Origin of the sequence: Quyinboa sediminis (assembly GCF_042219855.1) — a bacterium.
Lineage (GTDB): Bacteria > Bacteroidota > Bacteroidia > Bacteroidales > UBA5342 > JBHJHP01.
Genome location: NZ_JBHJHP010000001.1, coordinates 441,322 through 464,510 on the forward strand (window position 1 = coordinate 441,322; position 23,189 = coordinate 464,510).

Genomic DNA, 23,189 nt, shown 5'->3' on the forward strand with positions numbered 1-23,189 from the left:
CTTGCTCAATACTCTTGTTCTCTACTGTTGTTGCTCCAGACTCTTGCTCCAAACTGTTTTTGTTTGAGTTCGAGCAACAGCAAAAGGGACAAAACAGTTTTCTATGAACGTATTTTCCTCTTGCTCAAAACTCTTGTTCTCTACTGTTGTTGCTCCAGACTCTTGCTCCAAACTGTTTTTGTTTGAGTTCGAGCAACAGCAAGAGGGACAAAACAGTTTTCTATGAACGTATTTTCCTCTTGCTCAATACTCTTGCTCAAAACTGTTTTGTGGAGCTGGAGGTACATGAACTCAGTTGTTAATATATTTATTTACAGTTAATTATGAAATGTTTTAAATTGTAGGCCCCGATTTAGGCTTTCAATTTTTTACACTAAAATGAACGTTTTTGCATTACAAATATACAATATAACGCCTCTTTATATTTGTTTTGTTTAAAAGAAAAATAAAGAATTTTGGCTCTTTTTATTGATAATTTCGCAAGCTTAATAAATAAATTGATCAATATTGATTAATTTACAAATATTAGACAGGGTTGTGTTAATATATGTTATATATTTATTTTAATAATCATTATCTGCTTTTAGAATATTTTAGTAAGATCTTTGAATAAAGCTAGCTTTTCAACTTATTCACACTTTGAGGCTATTATTTAAATTAAAAGTTTAAAAGTAGTTTATATTAATTATTAAACTTTAGCAATATTTAAAGACAGGACAGACAAGAATATAGTCGTGACTCGAAAAAAAATGAAAAACAAGAATAAAAATTTAAGAGCTTTGACTGAAGGTTGGTGCGATAAAAAAACTGTTTTACCCACTTGCTTTTTCACTTCGAGTCAGTTGAGGAATCACACTTACAATGCATCCATCTGTGCGTTGTACGGGCTAATGCTCAAACCAAAATTTGCATAAGAATACAAATACATAACGCTATAATTTGCTAATTATAAATAAAATAACCATATGAAAATCATATTAACTTTTGTCAGCTTTATAATTATATTATATTCTAATAATGCAAATGCGCAAGAAGATCTATATGAGATACATTTTGATGATGTACTGGCATTTAAAGAGGCACAGACAAACTTAAAAAATGTTCTAGAAAATGAAGATGATATCAATGCAATACTTCAAGGGGTTGATGATGTTACAAGTGTAGCAACACTAGTTTCAAGTGAAATCCCAAGATTATTAGAATTAGAGGTACCTGAAATTGGAAAAACTTTCGCAAAGTCTCATGAAATAATTCAATTAATCAGTATCGGATATAAATTTAGAGATGGTATCAATTCGGAAGAAGAAGCAATTGATTTTGGAATTACAATGTCGAAACTTGGTATTGCAAAAGTTGGTGCTTTATATCCTCCTTTTGCTGTATTTGCTTTAGCAATTAATACTGTTTTGGAATTGGGGTGGGCGTTTTATGAAGATATATCAGCAGCTTTTAAAGAAATGCAAGATTATTTTGACGCAATTATATTACCATATAACAAAGGAGAACTTGTTACATTAATACCAGGCGCAAGTTATAAAAGATTAGCCTTCCCTTTTTGGCCTCAGCCTTATGATTATTGGGCAAATGTCAGATATCACCGAATGCCTTGGGGTAATAGACCTGATGAGCAAAATTATCTTTATTATAATATGTATCACAATAAAATAAAAGATAAAGTACTTGTTGCTTTTTGGGGTGATATTTTTGGTTTTGAAGGGTTATATTCTCAAACAGGAACTGTTTTTGATGAAAAAACTAGAAGAATTATTGCTTATGTAATATTTAAATCTGATGCAGGCGAGATTTCAAAGATACAATTTTATGAACAATCGAACAAACAGGGGTTAGTTAGCATTAATGGATTTTTTGGTTTTATTGAGTTTAGTCCTTCATTATTAGAGAATGTGGATATTGAGAATTTTGCTGTAGGTTATTGTTTTCAAGAAAGAGAAAGTTTAATTCCTTTCGTGAATTATTCTGACTGGAATATAGTTGATAAACTACTTACAAATATGCCAATAAGCAACTATATGAATAGTTTGTTACCATTTCAAGTATTAGAAGCCTCAACTAACAAAGTGAATGGAATAACAAATGGGGATGTGATAAATATTCAATTTAATAAACCAGTTAACATTTCTTCTATTAATAACTCCAATCTATACTTTCAACCAAACATAGATTATGAATTTCATTTCAGTAATTCAAATTTAAACATAGAGGTAAAACCAATTGGAATTTTACCTGACAATGAAAATATTAATTTGATATTAAAAAATAATATTGAAGATGAAAATGGGACTTCGCTTTATATAGTTAACAGCGATACGGTTCATTATTCTTTTAATGTTAGTTCATTTTTGCCTAATTTTTATTCTAATAATACTATTGGCTCAATTCCTTTGATAATAAATTTCTATGATAACTCAGTTGTTGACAATGGGATAATAGAGAATAGAATTTGGGATTTTGGTGACGGAACAACAAGTAATTTAATAAATCCATCTCATACCTACGCAGAAGTAGGTACTTATGATATTTCGTTGACTATAAGCGATGGAGTTAATAACTATACAGAAACCAAAGAAAAATATATAACCGTAACGGCTCCTGTATATGGTCATGACCTAAAACTATACCTTCCACATATTGAAAAAGACTGGCTGACATCTGGTGAAGATTTAGACTTTTATTGTGATGTAAAAAATGTTGGTGAACATGATGAATCAGATTATTTGCTAAAATTTCAGCTTTTAAATGAAAATGGAGAAGTATTAGAAGAAGAAACAGAACAGGGTGTTGAAATACCTGTTGGTCAGCTTTCGTCTGCTAACTCAAACAGAACATTATCGATTGCATCTGGTTATCCAGAAGGATTTTATACATTTAAAATAACCGTCGTATTTCCTGATGATTATGCTCAAGGTGATAACTCTCAAGAATTTTCAGTGTTTATTGGAGATGCTAATCCTTACCTAACTTATAAAATGGCTTCAAATGATATTCAAATTAACACAGGTCAAACTAAAACAATAGCAGGCCATTCTGTTTTGCTCTCCGCACTTGACAAAGAAATGGCCAGAGTTTATTTAGATGGTACTTCCACACCTGTGCACTTAGATAAAAATGAATTTAATTTTTTCGATGCTTTTAGATTAAATCTAATATATAAATCGTACGTTAGTTCATCGGAAGGTTGGTTTAGATATGCCACCCCATCAACAGAAGTTTCTTTTTCTCCCCAAACATTAACAATCGAGGCTGGAAAAACGGGGACATTTAATGTGGTTTCAAACGAAGAAGACCCGACACCCAATATTGCAGTGACAACAGAAGGTGGCTTGGACGCATCAATTTTGCAAAATTGGACTACAAAAGCATATACAAAAGGAACGCCTTATACAAATGTGTATTTTGACATAACAGTTCCTTCTAGTGCAGAGAGAAGATTGTATGACTTCTGGGTAAATATGTCAGCCAATGGAGCATTTTATCAAAAATTGAATATTGAAGTGATTGATCCACAACCTGATTTTAATTATAGTTTAAGCAAAAACTCTATTACAATAGCCCCCAATATGTCAGAACAGCTTTCTTTGGATCTGACCCCGTTAAATGGTTTTAATGAGAATATTGTTTTTTCTTTCATGGATTTACCAACTGGTATTACAATAACACCTTCGGAAAACAATATATCAATTCCGCAAACAATTCAGTTAAAAATTGATATTGATGAAAATTTTAGCGCATTCGATAATTATATTATAGAATTGGACATGGTTTCAGGAACAAAATCGAAAGCTCAAAACTTGTATATTAATGTGATAGATAATTCAAAGAATTTCCTGTCAATAACAGATTTAAAATATATTGATAAAGACTCGAAACACGATTCTTTAGAAATTTTCTACAATTCTCAATTTGAATATGCAGAAACTTCAATAACTACTAATTGGCAATACACTATAAACGGTACGGATTGGATTGATATTTCAACTGACCAAATTTTGAATAATGGGGCTAAAGAAGTGGGTGATAATTCCATTATTTGGAATATACAAGACGCTCCAATTCTTTTTTCAAAAACAGCAAAATTCAGGATGAAAAATAAGAACGGTAGTGATTTTCTGACTTATATGGGATATAATAATTATATTGGAAGTGATTATTTTGATGCTAATCCCGATTATTGCGGCATTGCAATTAAAGATAATGTCATGTATCTTGTTGATAATGATGAATCACCAATGTTAATTAGAAAATGGGATATTAAAACAAATGAATATTTGGGTAGTCATACTATTTCTCAAGTTGCAACAACACATGATGTTCAATTAATAAGTTGTTATAACAGATTTTATATATATAGCTATGGTCTGGATAAAGTCTATTATTATTCTTCAAATTTTACTTATCTAGGATCCCGAAATGTTTCTACTGATATTGATAATATGTTCGAAATGGAAGGAAAACTTTACGGTTTTTACTTTAACGATGTAGCACTATTAAAGGAGTTAAATTCAACCGCAGCAGAAACAGGGAATAATATTTCAGCTACGACACTGTATAATCAAACTGGAAGCTTTTATGATGGTAAAAACTTATGGCTTGGATACAATGATCATTTTTATAAGTATAGTGAGGATTTTTCTTCAATTACTAAATATACTTTTCCACGTGATCTCGTCCATTCGTATTATTATGATGGTATTTTATATGGTACAAATGGCGATTATGAAATTTACAAGATTTCATTTTATGATCCCTTCTCTTTTTATGCGGAATCTTCGGAATTTGAATTAAATAACTCTTATAATCCTATTTGCGATTCAGTAATTGTTATTAGTTCAAAAGAAGATTCTACAATTTCATCTGCTTTAGACTTAGCCGCTTTAGTTTCAGATTTGGATACACCTATTGAAGATTTGAATTTTACTTTAGTCAATATTGATACAAACATCACTGTTGCTTTTAATGCTGATACAACTAACCTAAGTATTAATCCTGCTACTAATTGGTATGGTACAAGTTCTTTCTATATAAGAATTCAAGATGACTATAATACTATTGAGAGTAAAGTAATCATTAATGTATCACCAGTTAACGATGCACCTGTTTTACAGAATATTGATTACTTATTGTGCAATGAGGATGATTCATTGCTTATAAAACTTGATATGATATTATCTGATATTGATAATTCATTTAATACATTAGACTTTGAACTTGGTGTTATTTATGATCTGAATTTTAACTGCTATCTAGACACAACAAATCATGCAGTTATTATTAAGCCTTTTAGTAACTATTTCTGTGATAGTTCGCTTGCCTATATAAAAGTTACTGATAGTTCTGGACTGGAAGCTATTGATACCTTTTATATTGAAGTTAAGGCAATAAATGATGTGCCAACAGATTTTAGTAAACTATCACCTTTTGAAAACCTTTGTCAAAGCCAAGGATATATTTTATTTAATTGGACAAATAGTGAAGATGTCGAAGGGGATAGCATCTTTTATATTTTAAACATAAGTACAAATAAATTCGATACAATATTTTTGACAAATGACACCTTAATAGGTATAGATATATCTCTATTTAACTTGCAAAATGATGAATATTCTGATATTTATTGGGATGTTTTCGCATATGACGGCGAAAACTTCTCATCATCCGGTCCGGTTAAAAAAGTATTGATTTCAAATGGTCAGAAAGAAATATTTTTAAACAGATCTATCTGTCAAGGAGAAAGTATCCAAATAGGAGATTCAGAGTTTAGTGAATCAGGAGCATATACTGTTATATTTGAGAATCAATATGGGTGTGATTCGATAGTATATTTGAATTTATTGGTTAACATTCCAGATGAAATGTACATAAAAAAGAATATTGATCCTGGAGAAAGCGTTCAAATAGGAGATTCAGAATATAGTGAAACGGGGATATATAAAGTTACATTATTGAATCAATATGGATGTGATTCAATTATACATCTGGATTTGATGATCAATTCATCTACCTATTCAGAATATTTATTTGATGAATCAGGTGGTACATCAGTTTTTGATTCCCATGATTCCAACGATGGGACTATTGTAAATAGTGTTTCAAGATTAGATGGTATTAGGGGTGGTGGCCTAGAATTTAATGGATCAAGCTATATCGATTTAGGACATGTCTTTAGTGAGAATATTCGGGATCAATTTACACTAAGTGCATGGGTTTTACCAGCTGATACAGGTGGTTGGCAAAGCATAATAATGCATGGAGGACCTGAAGTTGACACATATGGACTCTATCTAAAACCGGAAAGTAAAGAAATCGGATTTAAGACAAGTGGTACAACAGAAGAATGGTTAGGTACTGATGGCGTGGATGCATTATGGGATGGGAACTGGCATTTGCTTACTGCAGTTTATGATGGAAGCCAGAAGTTAATTTATCTTGATACAAATGTGATTGCAAGCAATAATGTTAGTGGAAAAATCACATCTGGCAATGGATATAACCTGTTAGTTGGAAGTGGATGGTATGAAGACTCTCCTGACATTTTATATAAAGGATCAATGGATGAAACACGGATATATAATTATGCATTATCGAGAATAAACATAGATTCATTATACGATCTTATAAATCTTCAGACAACATATTCAGAATATTTATTTGATGAATCAGATGGTACAACAGTTTTTGATTCCCATGATTCCAACGATGGGACTATCGTAAACAGTGTTTCAAGGTTAGAAGGTATTAGGGGTGGTGGCCTAGAATTTAATGGATCCGGCTATGTTAATTTAGGACATGTCTTTAGTGAGAATATTCGGGATCAGTTTACACTAAGTGCATGGGTTATACCTGCTGATACAGGTGGTTGGCAAAGCATAATAATGCATGGAGGACCTGAAGTTGACACATATGGACTCTATCTAAAACCGGAAAGTAAAGAAATCGGATTTAAGACAAGTGGTACAACAGAAGAATGGTTAGGTACTGATGGCGTGGATGCATTATGGGATGGGAACTGGCATTTGCTTACTGCAGTTTATGATGGAAGCCAGAAGTTAATTTATCTTGATACAAATGTGATTGCAAGCAATAATGTTAGTGGAAAAATCACATCTGGCAATGGATATAACCTGTTAGTTGGAAGTGGTTGGTATGAAGACTCTACTGATCTTTTATATAAAGGATCAATGGATGAAGCAAGGATATATAATTATGCATTAGCAAATACCGTTATAGATGAACTTTATGATTCTACTGAAGCTTACCATTATAGCTTTGAAGCAAAAGCCATGACAGCCGGTGGAAGTGCATCAGTTGATAAAATATTAGCTTATTATGGTGTTGATGTTACCTTTACAATTACAACAGAGGCTGGTTATTCTATAGATTCTGTCATTTATAATGGAGAAAATGTGACTGCAGAATTGTCAGATGGTATATTTATAGTTTTTGCAAATGAATCAGGTAATTTATATGCTTATTTCAAACAAGATATAAATTCAAATCAAGATATTAGTTCTAGTGAAATAATTCAAATATTTCCGAACCCAAATAAGGGACAATTCACAATTACCTGGAATTACAAATATGAATCAGGTTTGCTTTTCAAAATTTATGATATGAAAGGCCAGCTGTTTGATGTTAAGAAAACCGGATCAGAATTACGAGAATTAGAACTTAATTTAATGAACGAGCAGCGAGGTTTGTATCTCATAGAAATTGTGGATATAAACTATAGTAGCTTAGTGCGACGACTAAAAGTTTCTGTATTATAAAGCGAAAAAAACCTCCGAAAATTTCCGGAGGTTTTTTTGACAGTATCCCACAAAGTGTGTAAATGGGATTTGGTTAATATAAATTTAAACGTTCCTCAAATATAATTAAAAACTGATTCAGGATCATGCCCCAATCTCTGATAGGCATAGTCCATTTTTTAGTCACTTCATTAACAGCAAGAAATACAGACTTCATAACCGCTTCATCAGTTGGGAATGAAGTCTTGTTTTTGGTATATTTTCTGATTTTTACCATTAAGATTTTCTATGATATTCGTTGTATAAATGATTTTACGGATCTCCATTGGGAAGTCAAAAAATGCAGTTAGCTCCTCCCAGTTTTTACGCCAGCTTTTAATGGCATATGAGTATTTAGAGTTCCAATTATCTTCCAGCACATCAAGAGCGGCCTCAGCAGCTTCTTTATTGGGAGCAGTATAGATTTCCTTCATATCAGCAGCAAATGCTTTCTTGTCCTTCCAAACTACATATTTTGCACTGTTCCTGATTTGGTGGACAACACAAATTTGCTTGGTTGACTCAGGAAAGACTGTTGCAATGGTTTCTGTAAATCCATTTAGGTTATCTGTGACAGTAACCAGGATATCCCTGACACCACGGGCTTTCATATCTGTCAGGACAGACATCCAAAATGCTGCGGACTCATTCTTGCCAAGCCATAAACCAAGAACTTCTTTACGACCATCCTTACGCAGGCCTATGGCGATATAAATGGTTTTATTAATGACTTTAGAGTTTTCTCTGACCTTGAAAACAATACCATCCATCCAAACAATTAAATAAACTGGTTCCAGTGCCCTGTTTTGCCAGGCAATGATGTCAGCTGTAATGCGTTCAGTAATTCTGGAGATTGTGCTGGAGGATACTTCTATATCATAAACTTCCCTGATTTGTTCCTCAATATCACTGTTTGACATGCCCTTGGCATAAAGTGATATGATGACATTTTCTATCCCATCTACCATGTTTTGGCGCTTACGGATCAACATGGGAGAATAGCTGGAATCCCGATCACGGGGAACTTTTATCTCATGTGTGCCATGATCAGTTTTGATTTTTTTTGTGTTATGTCCATTTCGGGAATTGGGATTATCGGACTTTTGGTATTTGTCGTACCCCAGATGGGCATCAAGTTCGCCTTCTAACAGTTGTTCGACACCTCTTTTTTGAAGCTCATGGAGAAACTCTTTTAACTCATCTCCGGTTTTAAACTGCTTTAAAAAATCACTGTTTAATAAATCTTTTTTATCCATAGTGTGTCCTCTGTTTGTCAAAGTTATCTCCGATTTTTTTAACGAGCCTGATATGGCTCAAAAAAATCAGGATAACTTTTTCTCATTTACACACTTTTCAGGATGCTACCGTTTTTTTTAATTTTGTAGATCTTCAATATTGAAACTTCCTAACATTTCTTTAAATTCAGTAAACTATTTGGAAAACCCAATTAAGAATTATTAGAGAATTTAGATAATATGATTTAAAATGTTGTCAATGTAATTGAAAGTTTTACAACAATGATCGTGTTGTGTTTAGATACATTCTTGTAAGCTAGTAAAAGAGTAATTCACTTATCGTGCAGTCAAATGTAGCTTATCCATTTCCAAACATAATTACTTAATCCTTAGTGATAGATTCTAATAATTCATTACAATACTTTTCATAAATCGCATAATTTGAGAATCCAATCCAATCACAATTAGTTGCTGTATCCAGTGGATATTCAATTCTATTATTCTTAAGGTCAATAAGAATTGCCCCTGCTTCAGTTGCAATTAGGCCGGTACAGATGTCATAAGGATGACAACATAGGCTATTAATATCATTTTGAACAAAAGCTCTTATATCCGCAACAATTCTATAACGTCCAGAAGCAAGAAGATATATTTGACCTCCAGATGAAATATATTCATCGGAGAAAACTTTCGCATCATTTACATTTGATTTAGGGAATATCTTTTTATAAAAGGTTTCATAAGATTTAGCAATCTGTATTTTAGTGCCGGGAAATGGATTTGGAAAACATACAAATCCATCTTTAAGCTGTTCACTGTCGCTAGTTTTAAGTCTCTTTTTTGATGAAACTAAATTAAATGTACTTTTACTGTATATTTCTTCAAATGAACCTTTGTTTCTTATTCCAATTAGAAAAGAGAAACTATCTTGTTTTTTTGTAGGAATTTCTGTCTGAATTGCTACATTGATATTTTTCAGGCTTGTAGAGCTTATTTCGGAAATACCGGTTAATATCCATGCACTTCTTTTATCGTACATAATCTCTCTTGTACCATCTATCGGATCAAAGATTATTTTATAACCCTTTCCATTTCCAGAACGAATTTCTTTTTCTCCTAAACCTTCCATTACTAATGTTATTGAGTAATCTCCTTTTAAATTGGACAGGGTGTCAATTATAATACTTTCAGCTTTAACGTCAATATCATAACTAATATCTCCACCAACTTCTATATCCTCTGAGATTATATTTGGGTTATAATTTGAGTGTACTTTATTGCTAATTTCCTTAACAATCTTAAAATGAATTCCTTTAATGGTTTCTATGACTTGCGCGTCATCTATTTCGTTCATTATCATATACTCTAGGTTTCTATTTCTTGCTCAGACTTTAATGCAAACACTTTCAAAGATAAGAATTATATCCTTGGAATACATTCCAAAATTACCGATTAAAAACTAACATATCACAATACCAACAATCGCCTTTCTAAACAGGACAGTTTATGTCTAATTCCTCATGAAAATTGCAATTCATATTGCATAAAGTACAGATAAACTGACATTTATATGTTGATCAACATTAATGCACAATCTCACTTACAAAAAAAGAAAGGTTTCTTTTTACAAGTTTTAAAATTGTCTCGCAAGCAGCCAATGTATTTGTTTTCAGGTATGATTCAACTTCTTTATCAAAAGGTCTTCCCCATCTGTTTCTATCTGTCATAATTTCACCTTCTTTATTCTTTGTTATTACATTGGGAAATATTTTATGAAATGTATCTTCATCAAATACTGCACAAGTTAAAATTTCACCTTGCAATGAAAGGGCGTCAAATCCAGTTCCAAGATAATACAATTTGAACTTTCCTTCACTCTTTGCATTAATCATAGAAATAAAAGGCTCCTGATTATAATTAAAGGGGACTCCGGATTCTCCATTATATTCCTCCTTGTTTTCAATCTCTTCAGAGAACTCTCTCATTATGTTTTTTGTGATTGAGAAATCATCTTCCCATGAATAAGGAAGATAGCAAGAAGGCTGAAATTCACCTGCTGGGATTACATGAAAAGTACCACTAGCATAGGCTGTTTCAGCTTCACCCCGTAGGTGCATTATCATTCGGACATCGTTATTTTTATTAATTAACAAAGTTAAAGTGTCTATTCCTGTTAAAATGATATAGTCACTTGGTTTTTCTATTTTTTTTATAATCTTTTTATATTTACTAAAAAAAGGTGTTTTATTCTTTTTAAAATCTTTAGATGATTCATAAACTAAAGAAGCCCCAAAATCTATTTTATCAAAGTATTTATATTCCTCGCAAGAAAATATAAGATTCTTTTTGTCTACATCTAATAATCGATATTGCCGTCCAGAGAAAAACGAATTAGGTTTGTCTTTTGACATAATAGCACTAGAGTATTTATCATAACTGCCAAATCTTATTCTGTATTTCCCTAATTTTGGTTCTATGTCTGATGCCATTGAAAGATTAATTTCATCAATATTGACTGGTTCTTTAAGAATGCTGTTGTTTAAAGATAATAATGGTAAATCATCAATTTTAAACTTTTTGCTCAAAAATTTTGATTTAAGCCTGAATCTATATATTCCTAGTCTATTTGAAACTACATTTCTTCTTATTTTTACAAAGTTGTCATCGTAGTCTTCCTTTCTTTGCTTCTTTCTATTGTGAATTATTTGGTAAATAGTCATAGTACTTACAATTAATCCCAAAATTGATATAATGTTTGTTAGTAATGTATTCATAAAAGCTATCATAATTATATACTAATAAAAGGAGTAATTTAATCAGGCTGATAATTTAAACTATATATTTCACTTTGATATGTTTATTGTATAATCCTAATTTAGCAATTTACGACAAAAAGGTGAACTCTTTTATATTTATCATTAGTTGTTTTATCTTAATCAAAGCAAGAAAGTTGTAAGGATAGATAAATTGCAATATTAATGTTTATATTATGCAACAGTGGATAGAGCTCTTCTTTATATTATTTGACCGACAAAAGGTATCAGTCCATTATAATTAGAATAAGAAAAAACCTCCGGCAAACACCGGAGGTTTTTTTAACCTTCAATCCCGAACCCTATCTCACATTTCTTTTATTCTCAGTAAAATGCAGTTGATAATTTATTTATGGTCCCGAATTGGCCCCATTTTTTACTAAATTGCATTTTTTAAGAATTTATTTAAGAAATAAAATATAACACCTAAAAATAGATCACATGGGAAATTTAATAAAAATGTTGACTGAAATACGATATGGAGATCTTGGTCCAGCTTCCCTAAAAAATGAATATGACAATTTATTAGCAATTAAAAACGACCCAAGAGCATATAATGCAATTTATATTTTTGAATTTAATGATATTGAAAATTTTAATGAAGATGAATTTAATGGTTCATTTACTCTTAGTTATTCATGGAATGATACCTTTAAAACTTATTACGATGAATTTTTAAATGGCAATAAAAATCTACCGATTAAATTAGATTTGTTTAGTCAAATCGCAAGAATATATTATTTACGCAATGAAAGGGAAGAAGGACGTTTGATAGCACATGAAGATAAGTCATATTATATTTTTAAAGATAAATTTGACTCTGATGTAACAATCTTAAAAATGTATATTCGGGTAATTCATTCGAAAATACAGGAGGCGGATTCTGTTTTCAAAGAACATAGATATAATATTATTTATGACGATTTGGAAAAATGTGCTATTGACTTGATCGCTACAGGTGATAAGAATGAATTAATAAGAGGTTATTCTGAATTAATAATTGCAGAAAAAGAATTCAATCAAGATGCAATTGATTATCCTGAACACGCTATGATTTATAATTTACTTAGTATTAAAGTAGATTATTTAATTCACATTCTAAAAAGAAAGATCGACGAATTAGGAATTACAAGTTTGGAAAACAAGATAAGGTGGAAAGGTAGTTTATCCGATTTTGTCAATAGCTTTCTCCCTATAATTGATAATAAATTTATAAATGTGAAAGACTATAAATCAAGAAAAGAATTATTAGAAGATCTTTATAGCAAGTTTTATATTGAAAATGAGAAAAAACCAGAGGAAGTGAAGTTTTCTGGTTTCAAAAATGCTTTTGATGAAAAATTTAGAAATAATCCTAAACTTAGATAGTCTTCTTGGTATATATATATTTATACCTTGTATATCAGTTAATTATGTAACTAATTCTAACTAATTAGTATTAGAAATATTTCCCTGTACTTAGTTTTACCTTCGAATTCATTATTCAGCGCTGATTTGAATTCATCAGTATTAATCATAAAAATTAAAACTATGGATTTTAAATTAATCGAGGAGAAGGACCTTAACAAAATCATCGGTAAAATAGACCAGCTGCAGTCAACCATTGATAGCATGGGACAGAAGAACGTAAACCCTCTTACTGATAAATGGTTGGATAACCAGGAAGTATGTGAACTCTTACATATGAGTAGAAGAAAATTGCAGGATATGCGGGATAAATCTGAAATTCAGTTCTCAAAAATTGGAGGTAAGATTTATTACAAAGCCTCTGATGTTGAAAACCTTTTAAATCAGAACTATCATGGGTAAAGTTGTCAAGATGCCAACAGGAGAAATAAATCTTACTGATTTAAAAAGGGACATAGCAAAGTATACTGGTGATGAAAGTGAAAATAAGATTTTAGATATTAGAAAGGCAAAAGAATGGATGGACCATGCCTCTAAACAACCGATACCCAAACAGCTTTTAGGCTGTTTGTGGTATCAGAGTGAACTGGCTATTCTTTTTGCCGATACTAATCTTGGAAAATCTGTTTTCGCAGTACAAATGGCTGATTCTTTGACTAAGGGGAAAGCATTTATACCTTTTATGGAGAAATGCGAAAAATTTAAGGTTCTGTACTGCGATTTTGAAATGAGTAGCAAACAATTTGAAAACAGGTACAGTTACGATTATACTAATCATTATGAGTTTAATGAAAATTTTTTCCGCGCAGAACTCAATCTCGATGAATTTCTTTTAAATAGTGAGTTGCCTTTAGAAGAAGAGATCAGTAAAACAATAATTCAACAGATTGTTTCTAACCATATTGATATTGTTATTATTGACAACCTTACATACATAACCAGAGAGATCGAGAAATCAAAGAATATTCAGCCTATTATGCAAAAACTAAAATGGATAAATAAAGAATATGGAGTATCTATTATGGTCTTAGCTCATACTCCAAAAAGGGATGATAGTAAGCCGTTGACCAGTAATGACATTAATGGCTCGAAATTTTTAAGCAATTTCTCAGACAGTATTATTGGTGTCGGAAAGAGTTGCCAGGATGAATACTTCAGATACGTTAAACAGATAAAATCCCGTAATTCTGAGTATCAATTTGGTTCTGATAATGTTGCAGTGTTCATCATTGACAAAGAATACAACTTCCTTGAGTTTATTTTCCAAAATATTGATTCAGAATCTAACCACTTGAAAATACCTTCTGAGGATGACAAGGTTGAGATGGAGAATCAGATTTTGTTTTTAGCAAAAGAACATCCTGAGTGGTCTAATCAGAAAATAGCTGATGAGGTTGGTACCAACAGGATGAGAGTTAAGAGAGTTAAGGATAGAAATTTTAAAAAGTAACAACCGTAACAGCCGTAACATAATTTTAAGTGTTACGGCTGTTACATCCGTGACATTTAGTTATGTTTAAATACTCACTTGATAAATCATCAAAGAAGTTTGAATGTCCCTCATGCCTGAAGACGCGTTTTGTTCGCTATAGGAATAATGATACAGGGCAATATTTACCCAGTGAATATGGACGGTGTGACAGGGAGATAGAATGTGGATACCAAAATCATCCACAATCCGATTATATATCCGTATGTACAAAAACTAAATCCAAATCCAAACCTCTTTTTTATATAGACGACGAGACTTTTAAAAGATCACTATCCTCTTATAATCAAAATAACCTGGTCATTTTCCTAAATAAAATATTTTCTGCCAAAGATGTAAATAAGCTGATTGAATTGTATCAGTTAGGAACGTCAAAAAAATGGCCCGGAGCAACCATTTATTGGCAAATTAACGCACAAGGTATAGTTGGACAGGGCAAAATACTTTTACATGATCCTATGACCGGAAAACGTGTCAAAGATCCATTCCCTCATATATCCTCAGTTCATTCAGAACTCGGTAAAAAAGACCAGAAACCTGAGCTACATTTTTTTGGCGAACATTTGCTACGAATATTCCCTGAAAAACCGGTTTCAATAGTGGAAAGCGAAAAAACGGCTATCATGATGGCTGGAACGGTAAATACCTGCATGTGGGTAGCCACAGGGGGAATTTCAAACCTTAATACAAAACGCATGCTGCCATTTAAGGGTAGAAAAATTATTTTATATCCGGATCTTGGTGCATTTGAAAAGTGGAGATATAAGAAAGAACAACTAAAAAAAATTGGATATGACATCACGATTTCAGATTTGCTTGAGAAAAATGCAACTATTCATGATAAACAAAATGGATTTGATTTAGCAGATTACATTATTAAATTTAGAATTACCAAAAATAAAATCGATACAGACGTAAATGAAATGATTAATATTAATCCTATTCTGAGTAATCTGATACAGAAATTTGATTTGGTTCAAGATTAGGCTTCTTTCTTATCCCATCCGGTAATAACATCATAACTGATATTTTGATTAAAAATACACGGTTTCTATAATATTGTTAGTATTAATGTAGTTAATGTGTTCATATACATTAAATTATTAATTGTTAATTATCCAATCATTATTCAATCATTAACCATTAATGAATACATAATAAGTGGTTAATTAATCAATCATTATTCCTTAATAAATTAATAATAATGTGGTATTAATTACAAAATGAATAATCATATTAAAAGGTTAATGTTATTCAAGACTATAGAATTTTAAACCGCTTTATTTCATATTTAAAAGTTTTAATGCATTTGTCTACTTGCGAAAACATTTGTCATTAAACTGAAATAATATTTTTTGTAATCATTAATAATATATTGAAAAACTGTAACCATTAGAAATATTCTGAATCTATCTGTCATTTTTTGACGAATACAGTTATATTCTGAAAACTCCTGCAATTTTTTTATGAATTCTGAATTATTCCGAAAACATATTAAGTATAGTTGTAAACTCTGAAATAAATTGACACTGTCTTTGTAGAACTTTTTAATAGTTATGAAAAAGGTATTCGATTTATATTTATAACAGAAACAGCATACAAACAAATTCTTTGCCACATACAACCTGTATATATAATTTTCGTTTATGACCATTTTAGGGACACTGTCTAAATTTTTTTGATTCAATCCGTATACGTTCGTAATACAGTTGTATACGTATGTATTACGGTATACGCTTAAAATATACGGTTATAGTACACTTGTAATACGGTATTCGCAGAAATGTATACGCATGTATTACGGTATACAGTAAAAAATATACGCCTGTAGTACATTGGTAATACGCCCGTATTCTGGTATTCAGTAAAACGGATACCCTCGTATTATGGTATTTATTAAAATATACGGCCATATTCTTAAAAAGTTTTTTAAATGATGGAAATCAGGGCAAAACGTATTCGCTCTTACTACGCTCTTACTACGCTTTGACTACGCCTTTACTACGGTATTCCCGATTTTGACTACGGTCTTACTACGCCTTGACTACGGCTTTACTACGTTGGTACTACGAAATACGCGAAAAATATACGCCGGTACTACGCTCGTACTACGCTCGTATTCCAGTATACGCTAAATATACGTTTCTGTATTACGGTGGTATTCCAGTATTCGGGTTTTGTACTATGCCTGTAGTACGCCAATATACTGTATTCGGCTAAAATATACTTCGGTAGTACGCCCATATTAAGAAAAACGGCAAAACGGATACACGAGTAATACGGTAATCATGTTAACGTATCTCACAGTATTCGCATACAAAAACTTTACTGTATATGGCATATACAAATGACAATCAGGTTCAATTTTTATTATCTTTGGTAGTCCTGTTTTTATTGAAGGACCCTGACTTAATATAATTGATGTATAAATTTCTCAATAATTAATGGCTAAGAAAAACGGAAACGGTAAGCAGAAGAGTATGGAAGAAGTCCTGTGGGACTCTGCGAACAAATTAAGGGGAACAGTAGAATCGTCGGAATATAAGCATGTGGTGCTAAGCTTGATTTTTCTGAAGTTTGCCAGCGATAAGTTTGAAGAACGTCGTGCTGAACTTATAAAAGAGGGGAAGGAAAAGTACCTGGATATGACGGAATTCTACACCATGAAAAATGTATTTTTTCTTCCCGAACTATCCCGATGGAGTTATATCATCAAACATGCCAAGCAGGATGACATTGCCCTGAAAATTGACACAGCCTTGCATACGGTTGAGAAGAATAATTCGTCCTTAAAAGGTGCCTTACCCGATAACTATTTTTCCAGGTTAAACATGGATGTGAGCAAACTGGCTGCTTTGCTCGATACAATAAATGATATTCACACTTTAAAAGATAAGGAACAGGATATTGTCGGTCGGGTTTATGAATATTTTCTTTCAAAATTTGCATTGGCTGAAGGGAAAGGCAAAGGAGAATTCTATACACCTAAAACTATTGTAAATCTGATTGCTGAAATGATTGAGCCGTACAAAGGGATTATTTATGATCCCGCCTGTGGCTCCGGTGGTATGTTTGTGCAATCCATAAAATTTATAGAAAGCCATCACGGCAATAAACGGGAGATTTCTATATACGGACAGGAATACACCGCTACGACCTATAAACTGGCTAAGATGAATCTTGCCATCCGGGGAATTAATGCCAATCTTGGAGCTGTTCCTGCCGATACCTTTGCAAAGGATCAGCATCCGGACCTTAAGGCAGATTATATTATGGCTAATCCTCCCTTTAATCAAAAAGACTGGAGGGCAGCTAATGAATTAATTGATGATCCAAGATGGAGCGGTTATGAAGTTCCCCCAGCCGGAAATGCAAATTACGGATGGATTCTGAATATGGTCTCAAAATTATCTCAAAACGGAGTTGCAGGCTTTATTTTGGCAAATGGTTCATTAAGTAGTGGTGGTGACGAATATAAAATCAGAAAAAAGTTGATTGAAAACAAACTCGTTGAAGCTATACTGGTTTTACCACAAAATATGTTTTATACCACCAATATCAGTGTAACACTCTGGATTCTTAATAACAACAAGAAAGCACATATTGTAAATTTCCCAGATTTAGAAAGGCATTACAGGGAACGGGAAGATGAAGTATTATTTATGGATCTGAGAGAAATCGGAGAGCCGTTTGAAAAAAAATATATTCAATTCAGCTCGGATCATATTAAACAGGTTGCAAAAACCTATCATTCATGGCAGCAGGAAGACTCTGATTACGAGGATAAACCTGAATATTGCTATTCTGCCAACATTGAAGAAATAAGATCAAAGGATTATTCTTTAGTGCCAAGCAAATACATTGAGTTTGTAAACAGGGATGAGAACATTGATTTTGATGATAAAATGAAATCCTTGCAAAGTGAATTTAAAGAATTGCTGAAAAAAGAAGAGGAATCAAAAATTGAACTGTTGAAAGTATTTAAAGATTTAGGTTATGAGATTAATTTAGATTAAATGGCCGAACCTGATGATAAAAATAGGATTGTTGATTTGTTAAAAACAAAGATAAATATCCATGGACTAAGATTACCAAGGGATCTTGAGTTTTCGTTAGTTGGTGGAAACCTGGTAATAAAACTTGGTTCTTTTAAAACTAAAGAAGGAACGCAGTATTGCTGTCTGGGAAATATGCAAACAGACAGAGCCGCATTTGAAGGATGGAGTATATGCTTAAAGCTTCATCTTGAAGATAAAATAGATAAGGTCTTTTTGAAATGGGATCGTCCGGCAAACATAACCCAAAATCAACAACAACATTATAACAGGTTTTTATACAGGGTCATTAAATTTAGTGCTCTTTTTAAATGGTTCCATGTTGAGAACCATTATGAAGCAGAAATAAAGAATTTTAAGGAACAACTTAGTAAGTTAATTATTAATGTCCCACTAAGTCAGTCTGGTTTTACAACAGATAAAAGTTCAAATGAGGCTAAAATTGAGTATGCTAATCAAAATAGGGATTGTATAAAACAAAAGTTTAACCTCAGTGTGGTTGATCATCAGTTGCCAGTTGGGGTAAAAAGGGATGGAAATAACTTCTTTACCGGTAGAAGCAGTGCGATTGATATCTGGGGTATAAACAAAAATAATGACCTTTTTATTTTTGAATTAAAATACAAGAATAAGAAAATCGGGATCATAACTGAATTATTGTTTTACACCGAAGTAATGCATGATGTTTTTATTTTAAATAATATTGGGATACCTGGTAAAATAAGAGAATTCAGAAGTGCTGATAAACTATACGAAGATCCGGCAAAGAAGATCCAAAGAATAGAAGGTTATTTCTTGGTTGACGAAATACATCCCCTTTTTAATAAAGATTGTTTGAAGTTACTTAATGAAAATGAAGCAGGAATAAAGTTTGAAATGCGGTATTATTCCCTACAAAATAATGAGTTATTATTCAAAGACATATATTAAGACTGACTACCAGTTGCATCAAAGCGAAGTTCAAACTAACTTTAGAAAAAGAGTTGGTTTAAAAGGGAATAAACATCTTCTCTTAAATGGAACTGATAACTTTTATGTTGGTATTGTTGAAAACGTTTGTCATTACTTTGATCTGAATAATATTGAATGGTGGAAATATAAAGAAGATGCTGTTGGACCCACTGATCATATGGTATCTTCACAAGTTCAGTGTTTGAATTATTTATTTGCATTACGCGAAGATTATGATGCTGTTTTAAAGTTGGTACAGATTTTTGATCCCAAAATAAAGAAGATCGTTCCCAGCAATATTGATAAGGAACCAGGTTTTATTTCATTTGAATATACTTATAAAAATGAGAAACTTTTAAATGAAAATGACAAAGGTTCCAAAAGAGGTAAGTTCTGTACTTCAATTGATGCCTTTGTAATTGCTCAACGAATGGATAAAAAAGTGCTTATCCCAATCGAATGGAAATATTCTGAGAGTTATTTGGATGGGGTAAATAAAGCATTGGAATATAGAAAGGGAAAGACGAGACAAAAACGTTACAATCATTTAATTACAGTATCAGATCAATTAAAAACATTTTCAAACCTTGCTGATTCGGTATATTACTATGAACCCTTTTATGAACTAATGCGGCAAACGCTTTTAGTGGAACAGATGATTAGGGAGGGGCTTGCGGATGAATACATGCATGTACTTGTTGTGTACCCGGAAAATGAAGATTTACTTGAAAATGTATATTCTTTCAGTCAGAGTAACCTCGAAACAACCTGGAGATCTTGTTTGGCAGATCAGAACAAATTTAAGGTAGTGGATAAGAATAATATATTGAATTTATTATCCTTATTGCCAGCTTATTCAGAATTATATAATTATTTGAAACTACGTTATTAATATATGAGATCAAACTATAAACAAATAGGTGATTATATAAAGCTTGTAAAAGAAAGGAATTCAGATTTAAAAGCAACTGAGCTTCTTGGTATTAACATAGATAAGTATTTTATGCCTTCGGTTGCAAATGTCGTAGGAACGGATTTATCCCGTTATAAAGTTGTTAAGCAAGGACAGTTTGCCTGTAATCGTATGCATGTTGGTAGGGATTACAGAATTCCAGTTGCCTTATCCGACAATATTAAACCATTTATGGTTTCACCTGCGTATGATGTATTTGAAATTGTAAATACTTCTGTTCTTGCTCCTGAATATCTGATGATGTGGTTTTCCCGTAAGGAATTTGATCGTAATGCATGGTTTTATACGGATGCAGATGTTCGGGGTGGCCTTTCCTGGGATGCATTTTGTAATTTGCAATTACCAATCCCCTCCATCGAAAAACAACGCCAAATAGTTGCAGAATACAATACCGTTAAAAACAGAATTGAACTAAATAACCAGCTTATCCAAAAACTGGAAGAAACGGCACAGGCTATTTATAAGCAGTGGTTTGTGGATGAAATTAATATGGAGAATTTGCCAGTAGATTGGAACATTGGAAAATTACCTGATTTACTAGAAGTAAAATATGGAAAGGCTTATTCACATCTAGAAGAAGGGAATATCCCACTTTATGGTTCAGGTGGTTTAATGGGAAAAGTCAGTAAAGCACTTTACACAAAACCAAGCGTTCTAATACCAAGAAAAGGAACACTAAGTAATGTAATGTTTGTCAATCAACCTTTCTGGTGTGTGGATACAATGTTCTATTCAATTTTTAAAAATGAATCAAATGGATATTATGCATTTTTTATTCTTAAACAACTTGATTTTGACGCATTAAATCAAGGTTCAGCAGTTCCAAGTATGACAACGGCTTTCCTAAAAGACATTGATGTTATTTTGCCAAGGCAGAATATTTTAAACGACTTTAATAATACAATAATGAAATTATTTGAACACAGGGAAAATCTTGAGAAAGAAAACCAAAAGTTATCAGAATTAATAGTATTACTTCTTTCAAAACTTGCAACTATAAAAAATTAAAAGATATGTTCATAAAAGAATTATCTGCCAGATATTTTAAAAGCATTGGAAATAACTTAATGCCGTTAAGATTTGGAATCCCGAATGGGAATCTCGGTAGTGGGCTGAATATTTTAATTGGCGAGAATAATACTGGAAAATCTACTATTTTCGAAGCATTTGATTTCTTAAGGAATAAAACGACAAAGCCAAGAACGAGTATTGTAAATAAATTGTATCCAGATGAAGATGCAAGTGTTGAAATAGTTTTCAGTGGCGATATTGACGGTGTGATAGAACAATTTTCGCCGGATAATAAAAAAGCTGCGTTTAGAAATCGAGTATATCAAATTGATAACATTGAACATTTGAAACTAATGAGATCTACAGCAGATAAAAATCCGATTTATATTTGGAACACAGATGCAGGAATTTATGATAATGTTGCGGGAATAGATGCTCCTATCAAGAGTATGTTTGAAACAAACTTTGTTTGGGCCGACACTAATCCAAACGAAGAAGCAAAATTCGGTTCAAGTACTATTACCGGAAATTTAATAGGTGAAATTTTAAATTCATTTACTGAGCATCCGGAATACCAAACCTTTTTAGAACAGTATGATACAACTTTCAATAATGATACATCTAATTTGAAACAACAACTTCGAGATATTGAACAAAGAACACAGAGTATTTTTCAGGATCAGTTTGGAAATGGAAATATTCGATTCCAATTTGAACCGGTTGCTCCTACAAGTTTCTTTAAGAATGTAAAGGTTTATATTGATGATGGTACAGTAACATCTATGGATGAAAAAGGGAGCGGCATGCAGAGAGCCGTTGCACTGGCAATGTTACAAGTTTATGCAGAAATCCTAAGAAATCAAACAAATACGGGGCTTGAGAAACCTTTGTTTCTTTTTATAGATGAACCGGAAATCTGCCTTCACCCCAAAGCACAAGAAAAATTGTTTAATGCTTTTCTTGAGCTATCAAGAAATAATCAAATATTTCTAGCAACACACTCACCATATTTTTTATCCAGTGAATTTGTTAGAAATATGAATATATTCATTTGTAGGTTGGGCACCAATGGTCCACAAATTTTTAATATTTCAACACCGGGATTTTTCCCATGGAGTCCAACCTGGGGTGAACTAAATTACCTGGCCTATGATATGCCAACAGTGGAACTTCACAATGAGTTGTATGGAAGGCTTCAAGAATTATCTAGTAATTGGAGTATCTCAGATTTTGATGATTATTTGGAAAGTCAAGGTATACTTAAAAATAAAGCATGGACTAGGGAAAATAGAGGTGTCGCAGGTACAACATCGAATGTAACTTTAATGACTTTTATCCGAAATAAAATTCATCATCCGGAGAATACAACAATGTTACCATTAAATTATTCATCCGAAGAGTTGAAAAATTCTATTGATTCGATGATTTCAATTTTAAACAGTTACACATAACA

At 32.1% G+C, this 23,189-nt stretch carries 12 protein-coding genes and 1 pseudogene; 10 read left to right on the forward strand and 3 right to left on the reverse strand.

Features of this window, described 5'->3' with window-relative positions:
- Positions 1-965: 965 nt before the first annotated feature.
- Positions 966-7,784 carry a LamG-like jellyroll fold domain-containing protein gene (locus tag ACE1EF_RS01875; protein ID WP_375718907.1) on the forward strand — a complete coding sequence of 2,273 codons (6,819 nt, stop codon included), beginning with the start codon at positions 966-968 and terminating at the stop codon, positions 7,782-7,784.
- A gap of 73 nt (positions 7,785-7,857) precedes the next feature.
- On the opposite strand, the pseudogene ACE1EF_RS01880 reads toward ACE1EF_RS01875, so the two are convergent.
- The 3 genes and pseudogenes from ACE1EF_RS01880 to ACE1EF_RS01890 form a co-directional block, all read right to left on the reverse strand.
- A pseudogene (locus ACE1EF_RS01880) lies at positions 7,858-9,058 on the reverse strand (IS256 family transposase).
- 361 nt (positions 9,059-9,419) lie between these two features.
- Positions 9,420-10,391 (reverse strand): inositol monophosphatase family protein, encoded by a 972-nt coding sequence (locus tag ACE1EF_RS01885; protein ID WP_375718909.1) that lies wholly within the window; start codon positions 10,389-10,391, stop codon positions 9,420-9,422.
- 229 nt (positions 10,392-10,620) lie between these two features.
- Entirely contained in the window at positions 10,621-11,811 is a 1,191-nt protein-coding gene (locus tag ACE1EF_RS01890) for a hypothetical protein (protein ID WP_375718910.1), read from the reverse strand.
- 480 nt (positions 11,812-12,291) lie between these two features.
- Between ACE1EF_RS01890 and ACE1EF_RS01895 the strand changes: the two genes are divergently transcribed.
- The 9 genes from ACE1EF_RS01895 (at position 12,292) to ACE1EF_RS01935 (ending at position 23,187) form a co-directional block, all read left to right on the forward strand.
- Positions 12,292-13,218 carry a hypothetical protein gene (locus tag ACE1EF_RS01895; protein WP_375718911.1) on the forward strand — a complete coding sequence of 309 codons (927 nt, stop codon included), beginning with the start codon at positions 12,292-12,294 and terminating at the stop codon, positions 13,216-13,218.
- A 162-nt stretch (positions 13,219-13,380) separates the two neighbouring features.
- Complete coding sequence (locus ACE1EF_RS01900) at positions 13,381-13,659, forward strand: helix-turn-helix domain-containing protein (protein ID WP_375718912.1); 279 nt, start codon at positions 13,381-13,383, stop codon at positions 13,657-13,659.
- The gene (locus ACE1EF_RS01905) at positions 13,652-14,707 is read left to right on the forward strand and encodes an AAA family ATPase (protein ID WP_375718913.1); all 1,056 of its coding nucleotides are present in this window, start codon (positions 13,652-13,654) and stop codon (positions 14,705-14,707) included. Before ACE1EF_RS01900 ends, ACE1EF_RS01905 begins: the two co-directional genes overlap by 8 nt.
- 62 nt (positions 14,708-14,769) lie before the next feature.
- The gene (locus ACE1EF_RS01910) at positions 14,770-15,732 is read left to right on the forward strand and encodes a DUF6371 domain-containing protein (RefSeq protein ID WP_375718914.1); all 963 of its coding nucleotides are present in this window, start codon (positions 14,770-14,772) and stop codon (positions 15,730-15,732) included.
- A gap of 1,458 nt (positions 15,733-17,190) precedes the next feature.
- Positions 17,191-18,762: a type I restriction-modification system subunit M gene (locus tag ACE1EF_RS01915; protein WP_375718915.1), complete on the forward strand. Its 1,572-nt coding sequence runs from the start codon at positions 17,191-17,193 to the stop codon at positions 18,760-18,762.
- Positions 18,763-19,731 (forward strand): hypothetical protein, encoded by a 969-nt coding sequence (locus ACE1EF_RS01920; protein ID WP_375718916.1) that lies wholly within the window; start codon positions 18,763-18,765, stop codon positions 19,729-19,731.
- The gene (locus ACE1EF_RS01925) at positions 19,703-20,644 is read left to right on the forward strand and encodes a PGN_0703 family putative restriction endonuclease (RefSeq protein WP_375718917.1); all 942 of its coding nucleotides are present in this window, start codon (positions 19,703-19,705) and stop codon (positions 20,642-20,644) included. Before ACE1EF_RS01920 ends, ACE1EF_RS01925 begins: the two co-directional genes overlap by 29 nt.
- Before the next feature lie 3 nt (positions 20,645-20,647).
- On the forward strand, positions 20,648-21,733 hold the full coding sequence (locus ACE1EF_RS01930; RefSeq protein ID WP_375718918.1) for a restriction endonuclease subunit S: 1,086 nt from the start codon (positions 20,648-20,650) through the stop codon (positions 21,731-21,733).
- Between the two features lie 5 nt (positions 21,734-21,738).
- Positions 21,739-23,187 carry an ATP-dependent nuclease gene (locus ACE1EF_RS01935; protein ID WP_375718919.1) on the forward strand — a complete coding sequence of 483 codons (1,449 nt, stop codon included), beginning with the start codon at positions 21,739-21,741 and terminating at the stop codon, positions 23,185-23,187.
- Positions 23,188-23,189: the final 2 nt, after the last annotated feature.

What these genes read in the sequence shown, in the direction of transcription:
- ACE1EF_RS01875 (WP_375718907.1), top strand. Translation starts at nt 966, where the DNA reads ATGAAAATCATATTAACTTTTGTCAGCTTTATAATTATATTATATTCT.
- ACE1EF_RS01885 (WP_375718909.1), bottom strand. Translation starts at nt 10,391, where the DNA reads ATGAACGAAATAGATGACGCGCAAGTCATAGAAACCATTAAAGGAATT.
- ACE1EF_RS01890 (WP_375718910.1), bottom strand. Translation starts at nt 11,811, where the DNA reads ATGAATACATTACTAACAAACATTATATCAATTTTGGGATTAATTGTA.
- ACE1EF_RS01895 (WP_375718911.1), top strand. Translation starts at nt 12,292, where the DNA reads ATGGGAAATTTAATAAAAATGTTGACTGAAATACGATATGGAGATCTT.
- ACE1EF_RS01900 (WP_375718912.1), top strand. Translation starts at nt 13,381, where the DNA reads ATGGATTTTAAATTAATCGAGGAGAAGGACCTTAACAAAATCATCGGT.
- ACE1EF_RS01905 (WP_375718913.1), top strand. Translation starts at nt 13,652, where the DNA reads ATGGGTAAAGTTGTCAAGATGCCAACAGGAGAAATAAATCTTACTGAT.
- ACE1EF_RS01910 (WP_375718914.1), top strand. Translation starts at nt 14,770, where the DNA reads ATGTTTAAATACTCACTTGATAAATCATCAAAGAAGTTTGAATGTCCC.
- ACE1EF_RS01915 (WP_375718915.1), top strand. Translation starts at nt 17,191, where the DNA reads ATGGCTAAGAAAAACGGAAACGGTAAGCAGAAGAGTATGGAAGAAGTC.
- ACE1EF_RS01920 (WP_375718916.1), top strand. Translation starts at nt 18,763, where the DNA reads ATGGCCGAACCTGATGATAAAAATAGGATTGTTGATTTGTTAAAAACA.
- ACE1EF_RS01925 (WP_375718917.1), top strand. Translation starts at nt 19,703, where the DNA reads ATGAGTTATTATTCAAAGACATATATTAAGACTGACTACCAGTTGCAT.
- ACE1EF_RS01930 (WP_375718918.1), top strand. Translation starts at nt 20,648, where the DNA reads ATGAGATCAAACTATAAACAAATAGGTGATTATATAAAGCTTGTAAAA.
- ACE1EF_RS01935 (WP_375718919.1), top strand. Translation starts at nt 21,739, where the DNA reads ATGTTCATAAAAGAATTATCTGCCAGATATTTTAAAAGCATTGGAAAT.